This is a genomic window from Actinomadura soli (genome assembly GCF_005889715.1).
Classification (GTDB): Bacteria; Actinomycetota; Actinomycetes; order Streptosporangiales; family Streptosporangiaceae; genus Spirillospora; species Spirillospora soli.
In genome coordinates this window covers 1-15,014 of sequence record NZ_VCKW01000073.1, presented here as the reverse complement: position 1 = coordinate 15,014, position 15,014 = coordinate 1, and the positions used below count along the sequence as shown (strand labels likewise).

Below are 15,014 nucleotides of genomic sequence, written 5' to 3'. Positions count from 1 at the left end.
GGTGTTGGGAGAGGTAGGGTTCGGCGATCTTGTGAAGGAGATCGTTCTCGTGCCCAAGCCTTATCCGCCGGAGTTTCGTCGGCGTGCCTTGGATCTGCTGGAGTCGGGACGATCGGTGCGGGAGGTGGCCGCGTCGCTGGGCATCGCGGAGTCCTGCCTGCACCGCTGGAAACGGCGGGACCTGATCGACCGTGGCCTGAAGCCACTCAGCCCCGCAGAGGCCGAGTCCGTCGCCCTGGCCCTGGCCCGGGGCCGGATCGCCGAGTTGGAGAACGAGGTCAAGATTCTGCGGAAGGCCGCCGCGGCGGTCGAGCAGGTGGTGCCCCCAAAAGCCCGCTTCGCCCTGGTGGCCGAGCTGGCCGTTGAGGGCGTTCCGGTCAAGCAGGCCTGTCTCACGCTCGGGGTGTCCCGGTCGGGCTTCTACGACGCCCGCATTCGCCCGCCCTCGGCGCGCGCCATCCGCCAAGCGTGGCTGACCGATCAGATCACCGCCATCCACCAGGCATCACGACAGACCTACGGATCGCCCCGAGTGCGCGCTGAGCTCGTCCAGGCCCAAGGCGTGGTCGTCTCACGCAAGACGGTGGCGGTGCTGATGCAGCGAGCCGGCCTGGCGGGGCTGCCCCTGCGTCGTCGAGCGAAGCGGGTCCCCGCATCGGTGACGGTTACTGACCTGGTGAAACGCAACTTCCACCGCGACCGGCCGAACCAGCTGTGGGTTACCGACATCACCGGGCATCCCACCCGGGAGGGCAAGCTCTACTGCTGCGTGGTCCTGGACGCCTTCTCCCGAAGGGTGGTCGGCTGGGCCATCGATTCGCGGCAGCGGGCCGATCTGGCCACCTCGGCGCTGGGCATGGCGATCGATTCCCGCGGCGCCGCCGGACAGATCCCTGATGGGATCATCCACGCAGATCACGGCACCCAATTCACCTCATGGACCTTCACCGAACGCGCACGGAGGGCAGGGCTGCTGCCCTCCCTGGGAACCGTCGGCGACCCGTACGACAATGCCGTGGCCGAGGCGTTCTGGGCACGCATGCAGACCGAGCTACTCGACCGACAACGCTGGAGAACCCGAGTCGAACTCGCCAACGCGATCTTCGAGTACATCGAAGGGTTCTACAACCGCCATCGACGCCACTCCACTCTGCACTACATGAGCCCGATACAGTTCGAAACCACCCACCCGTCGAGCCCGATCTCCTCACCCGCGAGTCCGTGAAACCGGGGCAACATCACAGGTCCACACTTTGGGGGGAAGCCCCGATGGGGCCAGCGCTACGACTACCGCTGCCCGGTCTGTGGCCGGGTGAGCGAACCGGTCACCCGCCCGGCCGCCGAGATCATCGATCACGATCGGCGCGGCCGCAGGGTCGGCGACGGACGCCCGTTCACCACCTTCACCCCGTACGCCGCCCGCACCCATGCCCGCATCCGGACCGGCCTGGAACGGTTCTGGTGGGGACACGGCGCGACCGAACGTCATGACGACGAGTTCGCTCTGGTCGTCCCGGTGGGCCGCAACGCCGTGGTCCGCACCAGCCAGGGACCGATCACCACGATCGCGACCAGGGCCCATCACGGGATCGTCTGGCCGGGCGACACCGTCGACGACTGCCATTACCGGCTCATCACCCCGCGCGAGCAGATGCTGGCCCAGCGGTTCCCGGCCGACTATGCCCTGTGCGGCACGGTCGAGCAGCAGCATGCCCAGGTGTGTAGGTTCCGAGAATGAGTGAGCAATTCCGCGCGATCATGAGCACTGGATGAGCAAAATCCGGCGATCACGAGCAACGGTGCGGTTCTCAGCAAACACGGCAGAGTCTCATGTGTCGCGGACGGTTCCGAGTGATTCTCGGACTGAGAGATGTCGACATCTGTTTGTGGGGTCCGTCACCGTATTTGTGGCCGGAGAGTCTCATCATCGCACCTGACAAAGTCGAGCGAGGCGCAACGTCCTCTCATCCCGATGACATCGTGCTGCGGCAGATAGTCTTGTCAACGATCTTCAGGTAGTCGGGTGGTAAATATTATCGATAGGTGGCGTCTGTGTCCGCATGTTCTCCAACGTTTCGTCGATGGGCGCTCTGCTGGGCCATCTTTTGGGTCTTTTGGATTTACTGTTTAGCGCTAGCCGCCGATATCGGCGTCTTTGCCAAAGTTGCACGGGGCGCAAATCTTTACTCTTTTGTCTCAGTCCACTAAGGCTCTGTTGCGTGGCCTTGGTGTCGGAATGATCGGTTCCCAGTATGCGCAGCTGATCAATGATCAATAGTTCCCATTCGACTATTGCGCCGACGGTGTCGCCTGACCACTCTAGCCATTTTGCCAGGTTGTGCCGTATTGCCAGCGTCAGCGGACTCTCGCTTCCCCAGACGTAGATTGCATCAGCCAATAAAGCCGTGAGTTCCTTGATTGCATACCCTGTGCGGTATGCGGCATTTCCGTGGATAGCATCGTATCTCCCCAGTAGGTACTGGTAACTGCTGCGGTACGGGAGGCCCACTACGTCGATCATTAGCTCCATCCGTTGTATATTCCATCCGCTCACTTGCCCCTGCTTTTCGTAGCGTGTCGTGTAGGAATGTTCAAGGGTGGGGATGATCCTCTCACAGGGAGCCAGGATTTGCATGCGGTCGGCAATGAGCTGTTCAAATTCTGCTGTTGCAAGTACATATTGTTCTGCTTTTGTGCGGACGTGGATCAGATAGGCGCGAGTATAAAAGGGAATCCCGTGTTCGGGTCCAAAAAGTTCGATCTGGTCGGCCAGCAGCCGTTCCAATTCCGTTATAGCGTTAGCCGGATCTCCGGCTTCGGATCGTGTAATCGCTCGCTCGAGTCTGGTCTTCAATGTGCGCCGGTCGGCGCTGCCGAAGACCTTTGTCTGGGCTGGCACGAGCTCTTCCAGTTCGGCCAGCGCCTCGTTCGGGTGCCCCGCCTTTGTGTGCCAACGAGCGACATTGTGGCGTGCGGTTAGTGTGTCGACATGCTCGTCGCCCAGCAGTCGCAGGCGCCATGCCAACAGGTGCTTGCCCTGGGTCACGGCGCGGTCGAACTCACCGGCCTCGGCGTGACAACTGGCAAGGCGGTCACGGATAGCGAGGGTGTCAGGGTGGTCGGCCCCGACATGCCGTACTGCCTCATCGAGCAATCCCTGGAAGTAGGGACCGGCGTCCAGGTGTTGATCGACCAGGTCGTCGCCGACCAGCAGCAGCAGCCGACGGGCATTGGAGGTCCACAGGTGTGCTCGGGCGTGGTCGAGCAGGGCATTGGCATTTGATCGCAGTGAAGTACTCAGCTCGGCCTCACGGTCGGGCCAGACCTCCAGGATGGCCTCCCCTGCGACACCGGCGGTCGTGGCCAGATCGGCGGTGCTCAGGGACTCGCGGGTGACTCGTTGTACGAGTGCGTGGACGCGAACTGCGCGAGCAGGCTGATCGGTGTCCAGCGAGAGCAGGCTGAGCCGATACAGGCACCCAATGGCGTCCTTCGTCTGCCCTGGGTCGAGCGGCCGCCCCAACCGACCCGCGAGATATGAGCTGACCGCCGAGGTGCCGAACAGGTCGGCAGGGATTCCGGCGGCATCCAGCACGGACATCAACTCGAGTATCGGCTTGGCCGATCCGACGGGATCGAGTCGGTCGGCGCGCTCGATCGACAGCGACCACGTGGCCGCCACCGTGTGATGCTGCTCGTCAGGAAGTTCCCGCTCCGTGGGCAGTACGCCAGCCAGACTGGTGCGGCGGTCACCCAGCCGCTGGCGATAGTCGGCACAGGTCAATAGCGGCCTGTCAGCAAGATAGGCTGCCGCCTGCGCCAGCGCCAGCGGTAGCCGCTCCAGATCGCCGGCCAGCCCGATCATGTCATCCCGCTCCTGGGAGGCGCTGGCTTGGTCGGGCAATCTGGCAACGAGATAGCCCAATGCCTCGCTCTGGGTGAACAGCCCGACATCCAGCACACGACGATGGTCGCCACTCAACGCGGCATCGCGGCGGCGGGTGGTAACCAGCACCTGCCCTGTGGGTGAGTGCGGCGGCCACAGCCCACGCAGGTCATTCGGTTCGATGAGATCGTCCAAGACGATCAGCCACCGCCGACGGGTCGTGGCCAACCAATCCAGCAGCCGGGCAACCGCGTCCCCCTGCGGGCCGGAGTCGATATCGTCCATGTCGGGGCTAAGGACCCGCGCGGCCACCCCGGCATAGGCGACCTGGATATCCCGGCGGGAACCGGCCGTGATCCAGGCGAGCAGATCCAGCCGCCGATGCGTCCACAGACGGTGGGCGTGATCGGCGGCCAACTGGGTCTTACCGACCCCGCCCAACCCGGCCAGCACCTGTGTACCGGACAGGTCGATCCCGGTGAGCACCACGGTGTCACCCTGCTCGAGATGCCGGGCCAGCGAACCAGCGAGGTCCCGGTCCTGAAAGCAGCTTGCTAGCGGCGGAACCGCGCCGAATCGCACCGGCCATGCCGACGAAGTTTGCGCCGCCTCACAAGAATTCAGCCCGCCCGGCGGCTGCCCCAAGCCCGGTAGCGCAAGGGCATCGCCCGCTTGCCGTCCCCCTTGCCCACTGTCCGACGTGGCAGGAAGATCGGCAGGCGGCAGGCGCGTCAGCCGATCCGCAACCACCACACTCACCAGCGCGGCACCCACGGCCACAGGCGCCCACGGCCACCACCGCCACACCCCATCGTTCAGGATCTGGTTCGCCGCAACAGCACCAGCCACAGCCAACACCGCAGCCGTGATCATCCACACCCAGCGCCAAACCCCCAAACGCCACCCCCAATCACAAATTGCACCCTCACAGCATCCCGCACAGCATCCCGCACAGCCCCGTGCGAAGCTTGATGAACCGCTACCTCACGACTTCACCTCCCACTCTGCTGGGCGCACGGAAACAGCTCAGTGATAGAGCGCGTCGAACCGCGTACCTGATTGCTCATAATCATCCGGGGCGAAGCACGGACCTGTTGCTCACGTCCAGCAACGCTGCAGGTCGTCGTCCTGCCAGTGCTCACGAATCTGCGGAACCTACAAGGTTGGCAACGCCGTCAGCGTCAACGCCGCGCACTGGATCGCCCGGCGCGTGGCGGCCGTCCGGCCTAACCGTTCAAACCCGCCGCACGCGGTTCGGCGCGCACACCCACCAGCCTCACCCCCTCCTCAGGGCCGGTGCCGCGCCCAGTCCTCCGCCCCGGCCCGCATGCGGGGGGATCGCGGCCGGACGAGGCCGGGTGATCCGGAAGACGGTTCAGCCGGCTACCCAAGAGCGGTCGCACCAGCGACCGGCCGTCTCCGGCCCGATGACCTGAGCCTCTCCCGCGGCACGCCGCGCTGCAGTTCCGCCGCGTCCAGCCTGGCAGATCGGCGCCCGGGGCCAGCGGCCCCGCCTATGCCCGCCCACCACACCGGGCCCGTGCGCTGGCCGGGGTGGAAGCCGCAGACCCCGGCCCCCGATCCGCTCTACGGCAACGCGTCGGAACATCCGCGCGGCTCGTGGCCGCCCCACAAAGGGATCAACCCCGTGATCAGACCCAACTCACGCCTCGCCCGCCTGTCACCGCCCAAATGCGCGCCGAGGCTTTACCCCCGGCCCGTACTGAAGCGCGTGATGGGGCGGCGGCTGCGGACGCTGCTGGACGAGATCGCCGTGCGGCGGCTGCAGACCAACGCGTGCGACATGCGCTACAGCGCGCAATGCCGCGGGCGGTAAAGCTGCGGAGCGGTCTACCTCGTCCCGGTCAGTTTCTACGGCCTCTTCAGCCACCAGACCGGGCAGATGGCGGCCCGGATCGTCTTGAGCGCCGCCAGGGTGTTGGTGCCGCCCTTGCGCTGCCGGTTGATGCCCCACAATCGGTCATCACCGATGGAGTAGCAACCGTGGAAGTAGCGGACGCCATGGGTGCGGTGGTAGGTGGCCGGCAGCCGATCGGGCTTGCTCTGCGGCGCCCAGCCGGTGCCATGGCACGGCCGGATCGACAACGGCCCGAACTGGTCGAAGGCGAAACACCGATCGGGAAACCGGCTGGTCACCTCCTCGATCCGATCCAACTTGGCGTCCTTGTCGGGGTCGTTGGACTCCTTCCAGGTGCGGGTGCGCTGGAAGGAGATTCCACGCTTGCGCAGGATCTGGCGGAGCCGTTCCCTGCCGATCTTCACGGGGTGGACGGTGTTGTCGCCGAGGTAGTCGGCGAGTTTGCGCAGGCTCCAGTGCGTGAACGGGCGGCCCAACTTGACCGGGCGCGTGGTGGCCGCCGCGACGATGAACTCCTCGTCGTCGCTGGTGATCTGGCGGGGACGGCCTCCCGCCCAGTTAGGGTCCAGGCAGGCCAGTCCCCGCTGGTTGAAGGCATGGATCACATCCCGGACGGTGTCCTGGTCCGCGGCCACCAGCCGTGCGATCGCCGGGACCGTCGTCCCCGACGCCGACGCCATGATGATCATCGCCCTGCGCACCCGGACCGACTCATGCCTGCCCCGCCGCACGATCTGCTGCAGCTTGCGGCCTTCCTGATCGCTCAGCCGCCGTGCCCTGACCGGTTCAGCCATCGGTACCCCTCACACTCGACAGCGCTCACATCGCAACGAGCGTGAGGGCAATGAACCCTCAAAACGCGGACCTCAACGGGCGTGTCGTCCGACCCGGTGAACGTTCGTGGTCACCGCACTAGCCGTCACCCGCGAGCGGGGAGCTGGTGAAGCAGGCGGTGCACCCGAAAGACGCTTCGAAGCCATCGCGGTGATGGCCAGCGACTGCCGGTCGATCCCGGCCTCCTAGGCGAGACGCCCGTCAAAGCGCCCGGGGATGGGACCGGTGGCAATGGTGTGGCTTCCACTGGAGGGGCCACGTCGTCGCGTAGATCTCGACGATGGGGGGCAACTTTCTGTTGCTGCGGATGGTCGTTTCCCATCACATGGCCGCGTTCGTGTGTTACGGCCTGGGGGTGGTTGGAAGGCGGTCGGGGTCTAGACGGATGAGGCCTTCGTCGTGGGCGAGGGTGGCCGCCTGTGTGCGTGTTGTGCAGGCGAGCTTGGCCATCAGGTGCTCAAGGTGGGTGGTGATGGTGCGGGAGCTGACCTGGAGTCTGGTCGCGATGTCCGCAGTCGTCTTGCCCGCTGCCACCTCCGACAGCACGTCTAGCTCGCGGGCTGTCAGGCCGTAGGGCGGTGAGCCCTGGCGGATGGCGACGACGCCGATCGGCTGGGCGCCGGAGACGGTGTGCCGGTAGGCGCGTAGGAGGCGCACTTCGTGCCAGCGGCCGGCCGGGTCGATCCATTGCCGGCGTGCCTCCGTGCGTTCGCTGGCCAGGAAGCGCCGTGCCACCTCCGGCAGCCACGGTGGCCGGGCCGTCGGGTCTGGTTCCGGGACGGCGGAGACGGTGGCGGATCGTCCGTCTTGGGTGAATGCCAGGGCCGAGAATTCTGGTGGCACGATCATGGACGGCAGTGTGGCCCCGCGGGTGACGTCCACGATTCTGGCCATGATGGGGGACACGGCGTCCAGCAGGGCGCATTCGATGGGTCCGAATGCGGTCGCGTCGGTGGAGCTGAAATGCAGCATGCCGACGTAGCGGCCGTCGTTGAGGTATAGCGGTGCGGTCATCCCGGCGACCCATCCCGGTGGGTCGAGGTGTTTGGCGTAGTATTCGCTTTTTTCGAATCCGGCCAGTTCCGGGAGTCCGATGCGGCCCGTCAGTCGCTGGCCGGAGGTGTAGCGGAAGGCGACGGTGTCGAGGAACTCCGTTGCGCCCGCCGCCGCTGTCTGGGGGGTGTAGCCGGCGAAGGCCAGTACGCGGTGGACGCTGGTGGCCGGGTCGTACTCCACCACCTCGAACGCCTCGTAGGGCAGGACGGGGCGCAGAGCCTCCAGTGCGGTCGGCACGCCCTCGGTCTGGGCGGGACGGCCGACTTGGTAGCCGACCTCGGCGATGGCCCGGAGGTGACGTGTGTCGAATTGGACATGATCGGTTCGCGGCATGCTCATGATGAGCCCCCCACGGACTTCGACGCGGTTGGCCAGGCATGCTAGCAGGCGACCTGGCGAAACGTATACGTAGATCTTCCGATGTCCAATCATTGATGAGCGACTAACGTACGCGCAAGGGGTTTGACTCCGCATTATCGGCATGCCATTAATTCGCCAGCACATTGTAATTTCGCTGGCCATTGTGCTTACATTTCGTCGATTGCCTGGCCGGAATATGGGTTTCAGACTTGGTCCACTGCATTCGGAGCGGCTGAGGAGATGACCGATGAGCACACGGGTCGTTGGACGCAGGGCGTTCATCAGAGGCGCCGGGATGGTGGGCGGCGCGGTGGCCCTGTCCGGCATCGCGGGCTGCGCCAAGAGCGATCAGACCACCCCGGCGGCCTCCGGCGGGACGATCAACAAGGACGCGATCAACTTCGTCGGCCTGTACGGCACCTCCGGCGCGCAGGCCGAGCTGGGCAAGGAGGCGGTGGACGGGCTGCGGCTGGTGCCCGCCCTGTACGGCGGCAAGCTCGCCGGGCGCCGCCTGGAGGTCGTCACCTACGACACCCAGGAGAAGATCGACGACGCCGTGCGCCGTACCCGGGAAAGCTCCTCGGCCGGCGCGCGGTTCTTCTTCGGCGGGCTGCTCTCCAACGTCGCGCTGGCGGTCAGCGACGAGGCCAACCGTGCCGGAGGGCTGTTCGCGACCGCGGCCGGCGCCGACGAGATCACCGGCAAGGAATGCCGGTCTGGCACCTTCCGCTGGGCGGTGGCCACCTACGGGGCGGTCCAGGAGACCGTCCGGCGGCTGGCAGAGCAACAGCCGTCGCTGCGGCGCTGGTACACGATCACTCCGGACTACGTGTTCGGGCAGTCCCTGCTGGCGGCGGCGAAGGAGGTCTTCCGCGCCCGCGGCATCGAGCACGTCGGCAACTCCTTCCACGGCCTGGACGCCACGGAGTTCTCCGGGTACGTCAACAACGCCGTGGCGGCACGGCCCGACGTGCTGTGCATCCTGAACTTCGGCGCCCAGTCGACCACGACGATCAAGCAGGCGGTCAGCTTCGGCGTCAAGAAGAAGATGACCATCCTGCTGGTGTGGAGCGGCGGGCTGAGCCAGTTCCGGGCGCTCGGCGCCGACACCATGGAGGGCATCTACGCCGGCGCCCAGTACTGGCACACCCTGGACACCCCGGAGAACAAGCGGTTCGTCGAAGCGTTCCGCCGCGAGCACGACGGAGCGAACCCCGGATACGGTCACGCCGTCGGCTACGCCACCGCCAAGATGATCGCCGACGGCGTCCAGAAGGCCGGCTCGGCCGACCCCGCCGCGGTGGCCAAGGCGCTGGAGGGCACCAGGTTCGCCGGTCTCACCGGCCAGGAGACGATCAGGGCCCAGGATCACCAGGTCGTGCGCGACTACCTGCTGCTGCGCGGGCGCAAGAAGTCCGCGATGGCCGACGACGACGACCTGATGGAGCTCGTCTCCCGGGGCGCCAGTGTGGTGCCCGCCGAACGCACCGGCTGCACCCTGCGGCCGCTGGGAAGCTGAGGCGCCGGTGGATTCCACACTCCTGCTCAGCCAGGCCCTCAACGGCCTGGGCAACGGCCTGATCTACTTCCTGACCGCGGTCGGCTTCACGCTGGTCTTCGGCCTGATGAACTTCGTGAACTTCGCACATGGCGCCTTCTTCGTGCTCGGTGCCTACGCGGCGTTCGAGCTGACCGGGCGCGGATGGAGCCTGTGGGTCGCCCTGCTGGTCGCGCCGTTCATCGTCGCCGCGATCGCCGCGATCGCCGAACGTGTGCTGCTGCGCCGGATGTACCGGCTGGCGCACACCTACCAGATCGTGGCGACCCTCGCCCTGGCCATCACCGTTCAGGAGATCGTGACGCTGGTGTGGGGCGCGAACTCCTTCACGCTGAACGCCCCCGAAAGCCTGTCGGGCACGGTCGACGTGGGCCCGGTCACCTACCCGTGGTACCGGATCTTCGTGGTCGTGCTGGCCGCGGCGCTGACCGTGCTGCTGTGGGTGCTGCTCGAACGGACCACGTTCGGCGCCAAGCTGCGCGCGGGGTCGGAGCGGCCCGACATGATCGTCTGCCTCGGCGTCAACGTGTTCCGGTTGTTCTCGGTGACCTTCGCCCTGGCCGCCGGGCTGGCGGCGCTCGCGGGGGTGCTGGCCACGCCGATGCGCGGCATGGCGCCCGTCACCGGCACCGAGGTGCTCGGGCTGGCGGTCGTCGTGGTGGTGGTCGGCGGCATCGGCAGCTTCGGCGGGACGCTGGTGGCCGCCCTGGCCGTCGCCGAGGTGCAGAGCATCGCGGTGGTCTACGCGCCCGCGGCCGGCAACGTGATCGTCTACGTCCTGATGGCGCTGGTGCTGCTGGCCCGCAGCGACGTGGTGATGAGGAGGCTGTCCCATGCCTGACGAGGTCACCTCGACCACCGCATCGGCTGCCGCTCCATACGCTTCCTCGATCGGGCGCTCGCCCCGCCGGGCCGGTGCGGCCCGGCGTGGCCGGAGGGCCATCATGCCGCTGGCCGCCCCTGTCTGCGCCGTCGCCGGGCTGGCGATCTTCGCGCCGAGTTACTCGCTCGCGAGCACGATCGTCATCTACGCCATCGCGGCCCTGGGCTGCAACCTGCTGCTGGGCTACACCGGGCTGCTGTCGTTCGGCCAGGGCATCCTCTTCGGCGTCGGCGCGTTCGCGGCCGGTTTGTCGTTCGTCCATTGGGACGTGCAGGCGCCGGCCGGGCTTTTGATAGCGACCGTGGCCGGGGCGGTCGTCGCCACCGTCGTGGGCAGCTTGTGCATCCTGCGCCGGGACGTGCACTTCGTGATGCTCACCTTCGCCTTCGCGTCGATGTTCGCCTACGCGGTGTACCTGTTCAAGGACGTCACCGGTGGTGAGAACGGCCTGCGCGGGTTCCCGGCGATGACCCTGGGGGCGTTCGGATCGACGTGGCTGGAATTGGACACCGGCGCGGTGATGTTCGCGGTCGCGTCGGTGACCTTCGTCGCCGCCTACTGGGCGCTGACCCGCCTCACCCGCTCAGCCTTCGGCGCCACGCTGATGGCCATCCGGGAGAACGAGGACCGCGCGATCGCGATCGGTTATCCCACGATGCTGTTCAAGCTGCTCGCCTTCACGGTGTCCGGCCTGGTCAGCGGGGTCGCGGGAGGGCTTTACGCGGTCTTTCTCGGTTCGGTGCCCGACAGCGCGCTGCAACTGGAGACCTCCACGATGATCCTGGTGATGACGATCCTGGGCGGCACCGGGTCGTTGTTCGGTTCTTTTCTGGGCTCGCTGGCGTACCTGCTGCTGTCGCATTACCTGGCGCCGACGTGGGATCGCTGGCAGATCCTGCTCGCGGCGGCTCTGCTTGCTGTGGTCCTGGCATTGCGGGGCGGTCTGTGGGGCGGGCTGCGCGGCGGGCTCGCCGCGTCCGTCGCCCTGGTCCGGGGGTGGGTGCGATGACCGGGACCCGCGACGCCACGGCGCTGGAGATGGTCGGGGTCACCCGCCGCTTCGGCGGCTTCACCGCACTGGAGGAGGTGAGCCTGTCCATCGCCCCGGGCACGCTGCACGCGATCATCGGCCCCAATGGGGCCGGCAAGACGACCCTGTTCAACATCCTCACCGGTCGGCTGCGCCCGACCGCCGGCCGGGTCCTGGTGAACGGACGGCCGGCGCATCAGTCACCGGAACACCGCCGCGTGGCCATGGGCGTCGCTCGATCGTTCCAGGTCACCAGCCTCTTCCAAGACCTGACCGTCCGGGAGAACGTCAGGCTGGCCGCGTCGGGGCGGCGGCTGCGGCGGGCGCTGTCGATGTGGCGGCCGGTCGAACACGATCACGCCGGGCTCGCGCGCGCCGGCGAGGTCCTCGACCAGGTGGGCCTGGACCGGGTCGCCGAGCGCCGGGCCGCCGAGCTCAGCCACGGGCAGCAGCGGCTGCTGGAGGTGGCCATGGCCCTGGCGCCCCGGCCGCGGATCCTGCTGCTGGACGAACCGACCTCCGGAATGGGCGTCGACGACATCCCCGCCATGGAATCCCTGCTGGCCCGGCTGGCCGGAACGCACACCGTCGTGATGATCGAACACAACATGGCCCTGACCATGCGAGTCGCCGACCGCATCACCGTCCTGGTGTCGGGGCGGGTGCTGACCTCCGGCCCACCCGAGCAGATCCAGTCCGACGTCGAGGTCCGGCGGGCCTATCTGGGCGGCGAGTTGGAGGGAGCGTCCGATGCTGACGCTGAATGAGGTCGCCGCCTTCTACGGCAAGAGCCAGGTCCTGGACGGCGTCTCGCTCGACGTGGGCACCGGGGAGACCGTCGCGCTGCTCGGCCGCAACGGAGCAGGGAAGTCCACGCTGCTGAAGTCGGTGATGGGCCTGGTGCGGCGGTCGGGACGGATCACCTTCGACGGCCACGACCTGGACCGCAGGTCGGCCTTCGAGTCCGCCCGGCTGGGAATCGCCTACGTCCCCGAGGACCGGGGAATCTTCGGCCGGCTCACCGTGGAGCAGAACCTCGCGATCTCCAGGCGCCCCGGCGCCCAGTGGAGCCTGGACGACGTCTACGACCGCTTTCCCCGCCTGGCCGAGCGGAGGCGCAACAAAGGCGACCGGCTGTCCGGCGGCGAACAGCAGATGCTGGCGATCGCCCGGGCACTGCTCGGCGCACCCCGCCTGGTGATGCTCGACGAGCCGACCGAAGGACTGGCACCGGTCATCGTGGCCCAGCTCGCCGACGTCCTGGCCGACCTGCGGCAACGCGGACCATCGGTGCTCCTTGTCGAGCAGCGCCTCGACCTTTGCCTGCAACTGGCCGACCGCGTCTACGTGCTCGACAGCGGCCGCGTGGTCTTCGACGGCACCGTCCAGGAATTCCAGGACGCACCCTCGATCCGTGACCGTCACCTGGCCCTGAAGACAGCGGGCTCCACTGATTCGCCGCACCCCGACTGACGCCCTGGCCCGCCCGATCCGCCCACAGGCCGGGCGGGCCAAAGCCCCGCGAGACCCGAGACCACAGGAGCCCCGAACCCCAGATCGGACCGGCACGGCACCCCCGCGTGATCGTCCTCGGTCCCTCCGCACCGATCGCACCCCCACATCCGCTTGCGATCTCGGTGAGGAACGGCCGCCGGCGGCCTGAGGCGGCCGGTGTCCGCGGCACCAGTCGGAAGGGAGGTCATACCGCCGGCGAGCAGCCCGCTCGCCGAAAATGTCCCACTATGCGCCATTGCGTGAGGTGAACAACCATGAAGCATCGCGGCACTCTGGGCGGCCTGATAACCGCCGCCCTGGCGCTGGGCGTGATGACGCCCGCGCCGGTCTACGCCGACGAAAAAGGCAGAACCGGACCGAACAACGCCATCACCGATGTCCCCGGCGTGACGGTCGGCCACTACACCGACACCACGAACGTTACCGGCACCACCGCGCTCATCCTGCCCGACGGGGCACTTGCCGGGGCCGACGTCCGCGGCGGAGCGCCCGGAACCGTCAACACCGACGCGCTCCAACCCGTGGCCCTGCAACCCGATGTCCATGGTCTCTTCCTGTCCGGGGGAAGCTGGATGGGCCTTTCCCCCTACGCCGGAGTCGTCCAGTACCTGCGAGAGCGCGGCCTAGGGTCGCAGTTCGGCGGGCAAGCGGTGCCCGCGGTGGGCGGAGCGATCGTCTTCGACCTCGGCCAAGGGGCCGACACGAAGCAGAAGCTGGAGAAGACCCCGGACTTCGAATTCGGTTACCGCGCCGCCAAAGCCGCCAAGTCGGGCCCGGTCGCCCAGGGATCCGTCGGCGCCGGCACCGGCACCGGCACCCCTGGGCCAACAACACGGATGAAAGGCGGAGTGGGAACCGCCAGCGTCGACCTCGGCAACGGCCTCTACGTCGGCGCGCTGGTCGTACTGAACTCCGGCGGCCGGGTGTGGAGCGAGTCCCAGGGCTGCGAGCTCTACGCGTTGTACATGGAACTGCAGAACGAGTTCGGCGACACCAAACGCCCCACCAAGTGCACGACCGCCGCCCCCGCCCTCGACGAGGACGACGGCAAGCTCGACAAGAACACCACGATCGGCGTCGTGGCCACCAACGCCAAGCTCACCTCACCCCAACTGCAGAAGATGGCGCAGGTCGCACACGACGGCCTCGCCCGGGCGATCCGCCCCGCCCACACCATGGGCGACGGGGACGCCATCTTCTCCCTCAGCACCCGCAAGGCCGACGCCCCCGACGGGGCCCGGTTCGGAGCGATCCTTGACGCGGCCGCCAGCGCCTTCTCCCGCGGCGTCGTCCACGCGACGCTCCGGGCCACGCCACTGGCCGGCCGGCAAACCTACTGCCAGGTCTTCACCGGCGCCTGCACCGGCGGGCTCACCACCCACGGCGCCGCCGCCCCAGGCACCCCCAACGACCAGGCACCACCGACCCAACCGGCGTCGGACACCCATCCGCTGATCACCGGGCCCATGGCACTGCCCGGCGCGATCCTGGCATCGGCGGCGGCCTTCGTCATGCTCCGCAGACGGACCTGGAGGCTCCGCCCATCCAGCACCTGACCACCCCCTGACCACGACAGACGAAGCCGGGCGCGGGTACGTCACCGCGCACCCGCGCCCGGCCAGCACCCGCTCGACACCAGCGGCCCACGTGAAACGCGACCTGTCCAACACGGTCGCGGAGACTTGGCCGTGGCTTCCGGCCGCTCCCGGAGCCCCGGGTACCGTCACGCGGCCGCCGACTTCCATCCGTTCATCGGCAGCGTCATGTCGATGACCGTCATCACCACGATCGGAGTGCCCGTGCTCAAGCTGCTCGACCCGGCGGGACTCGGATGAGCCCGCACGTTCCCGCCAGGATCTTCTCGGCGCGCCGGATCATCACCATGGACGGCGGCGAGCCCGAGGCGGTCGCCGTCCTCGGCGAGCGCGTCGTCGCCGTGGGCGCGCGGCGCGACCTGCGCGACCGGTTCCCCGGCGCCGAGGACGTCGACCTCGGCGACGGCGTGATGCTGCC

At 67.7% G+C, this 15,014-nt stretch carries 13 protein-coding genes and 1 pseudogene; 11 read left to right on the top strand and 3 right to left on the bottom strand.

The genetic code is table 11. The annotated features are described in order from the left end of the window. The first annotated feature begins 49 nt into the window (after positions 1-49). Positions 50-1,225 carry an IS3 family transposase gene (locus ETD83_RS16340; protein WP_138645986.1) on the top strand — a complete coding sequence of 392 codons (1,176 nt, stop codon included), beginning with the start codon at positions 50-52 and terminating at the stop codon, positions 1,223-1,225. 87 nt (positions 1,226-1,312) lie between these two features. Next, positions 1,313-1,738 (top strand): hypothetical protein, encoded by a 426-nt coding sequence (locus tag ETD83_RS16335; protein WP_138645985.1) that lies wholly within the window; start codon positions 1,313-1,315, stop codon positions 1,736-1,738. 273 nt (positions 1,739-2,011) lie between these two features. On the opposite strand, the gene ETD83_RS16330 is transcribed toward ETD83_RS16335, so the two are convergent. After that, entirely contained in the window at positions 2,012-4,645 is a 2,634-nt protein-coding gene (locus tag ETD83_RS16330; protein WP_171064239.1) for a tetratricopeptide repeat protein, read from the bottom strand. A gap of 889 nt (positions 4,646-5,534) precedes the next feature. Between ETD83_RS16330 and ETD83_RS16325 the strand changes: the two genes are divergently transcribed. Continuing rightward, entirely contained in the window at positions 5,535-5,723 is a 189-nt protein-coding gene (locus ETD83_RS16325) for a hypothetical protein (RefSeq protein ID WP_138645983.1), read from the top strand. A 68-nt stretch (positions 5,724-5,791) separates the two neighbouring features. Here the strand turns inward: ETD83_RS16325 and ETD83_RS16320 are convergent. Next, positions 5,792-6,559, bottom strand: a pseudogene (locus ETD83_RS16320) (IS630 family transposase); the annotation flags it as partial. A gap of 382 nt (positions 6,560-6,941) precedes the next feature. Further along, a complete protein-coding gene (locus ETD83_RS16315) occupies positions 6,942-7,892 on the bottom strand; it encodes a helix-turn-helix transcriptional regulator (protein WP_138645982.1) in 951 nt (316 codons plus the stop codon). 370 nt (positions 7,893-8,262) lie between these two features. Here ETD83_RS16315 and ETD83_RS16310 point away from each other — a divergent pair, with 370 nt between their 5' ends. From ETD83_RS16310 to ETD83_RS16280, 8 genes are all read left to right on the top strand, one after another. Next, positions 8,263-9,534 carry an ABC transporter substrate-binding protein gene (locus ETD83_RS16310; protein ID WP_138645981.1) on the top strand — a complete coding sequence of 424 codons (1,272 nt, stop codon included), beginning with the start codon at positions 8,263-8,265 and terminating at the stop codon, positions 9,532-9,534. 7 nt (positions 9,535-9,541) lie between these two features. After that, positions 9,542-10,414, top strand: coding sequence for a branched-chain amino acid ABC transporter permease (locus ETD83_RS16305; protein ID WP_138645980.1), 873 nt, complete (start codon positions 9,542-9,544; stop codon positions 10,412-10,414). Beyond that, on the top strand, positions 10,407-11,465 hold the full coding sequence (locus tag ETD83_RS16300; protein WP_138645979.1) for a branched-chain amino acid ABC transporter permease: 1,059 nt from the start codon (positions 10,407-10,409) through the stop codon (positions 11,463-11,465). Before ETD83_RS16305 ends, ETD83_RS16300 begins: the two co-directional genes overlap by 8 nt. Then, positions 11,462-12,253 carry an ABC transporter ATP-binding protein gene (locus ETD83_RS16295; protein WP_138645978.1) on the top strand — a complete coding sequence of 264 codons (792 nt, stop codon included), beginning with the start codon at positions 11,462-11,464 and terminating at the stop codon, positions 12,251-12,253. The genes ETD83_RS16300 and ETD83_RS16295 overlap by 4 nt, the downstream gene beginning before the upstream one ends. After that, positions 12,237-12,959, top strand: a complete 723-nt coding sequence (locus ETD83_RS16290) for an ABC transporter ATP-binding protein (protein WP_138645977.1) — start codon at positions 12,237-12,239, stop codon at positions 12,957-12,959. Before ETD83_RS16295 ends, ETD83_RS16290 begins: the two co-directional genes overlap by 17 nt. Positions 12,960-13,255: 296 nt before the next feature. Continuing rightward, positions 13,256-14,557, top strand: a complete 1,302-nt coding sequence (locus ETD83_RS16285) for a P1 family peptidase (protein WP_138645976.1) — start codon at positions 13,256-13,258, stop codon at positions 14,555-14,557. Positions 14,558-14,689: 132 nt separating this feature from the next. Continuing rightward, positions 14,690-14,836, top strand: coding sequence for a hypothetical protein (locus ETD83_RS42530; RefSeq protein ID WP_171064237.1), 147 nt, complete (start codon positions 14,690-14,692; stop codon positions 14,834-14,836). Continuing rightward, positions 14,833-15,014, top strand: a 182-nt coding sequence (locus tag ETD83_RS16280) for an imidazolonepropionase-like domain-containing protein (RefSeq protein ID WP_205717707.1), incomplete at its 3' end; no start/stop codon positions are given. The genes ETD83_RS42530 and ETD83_RS16280, both read left to right, overlap by 4 nt.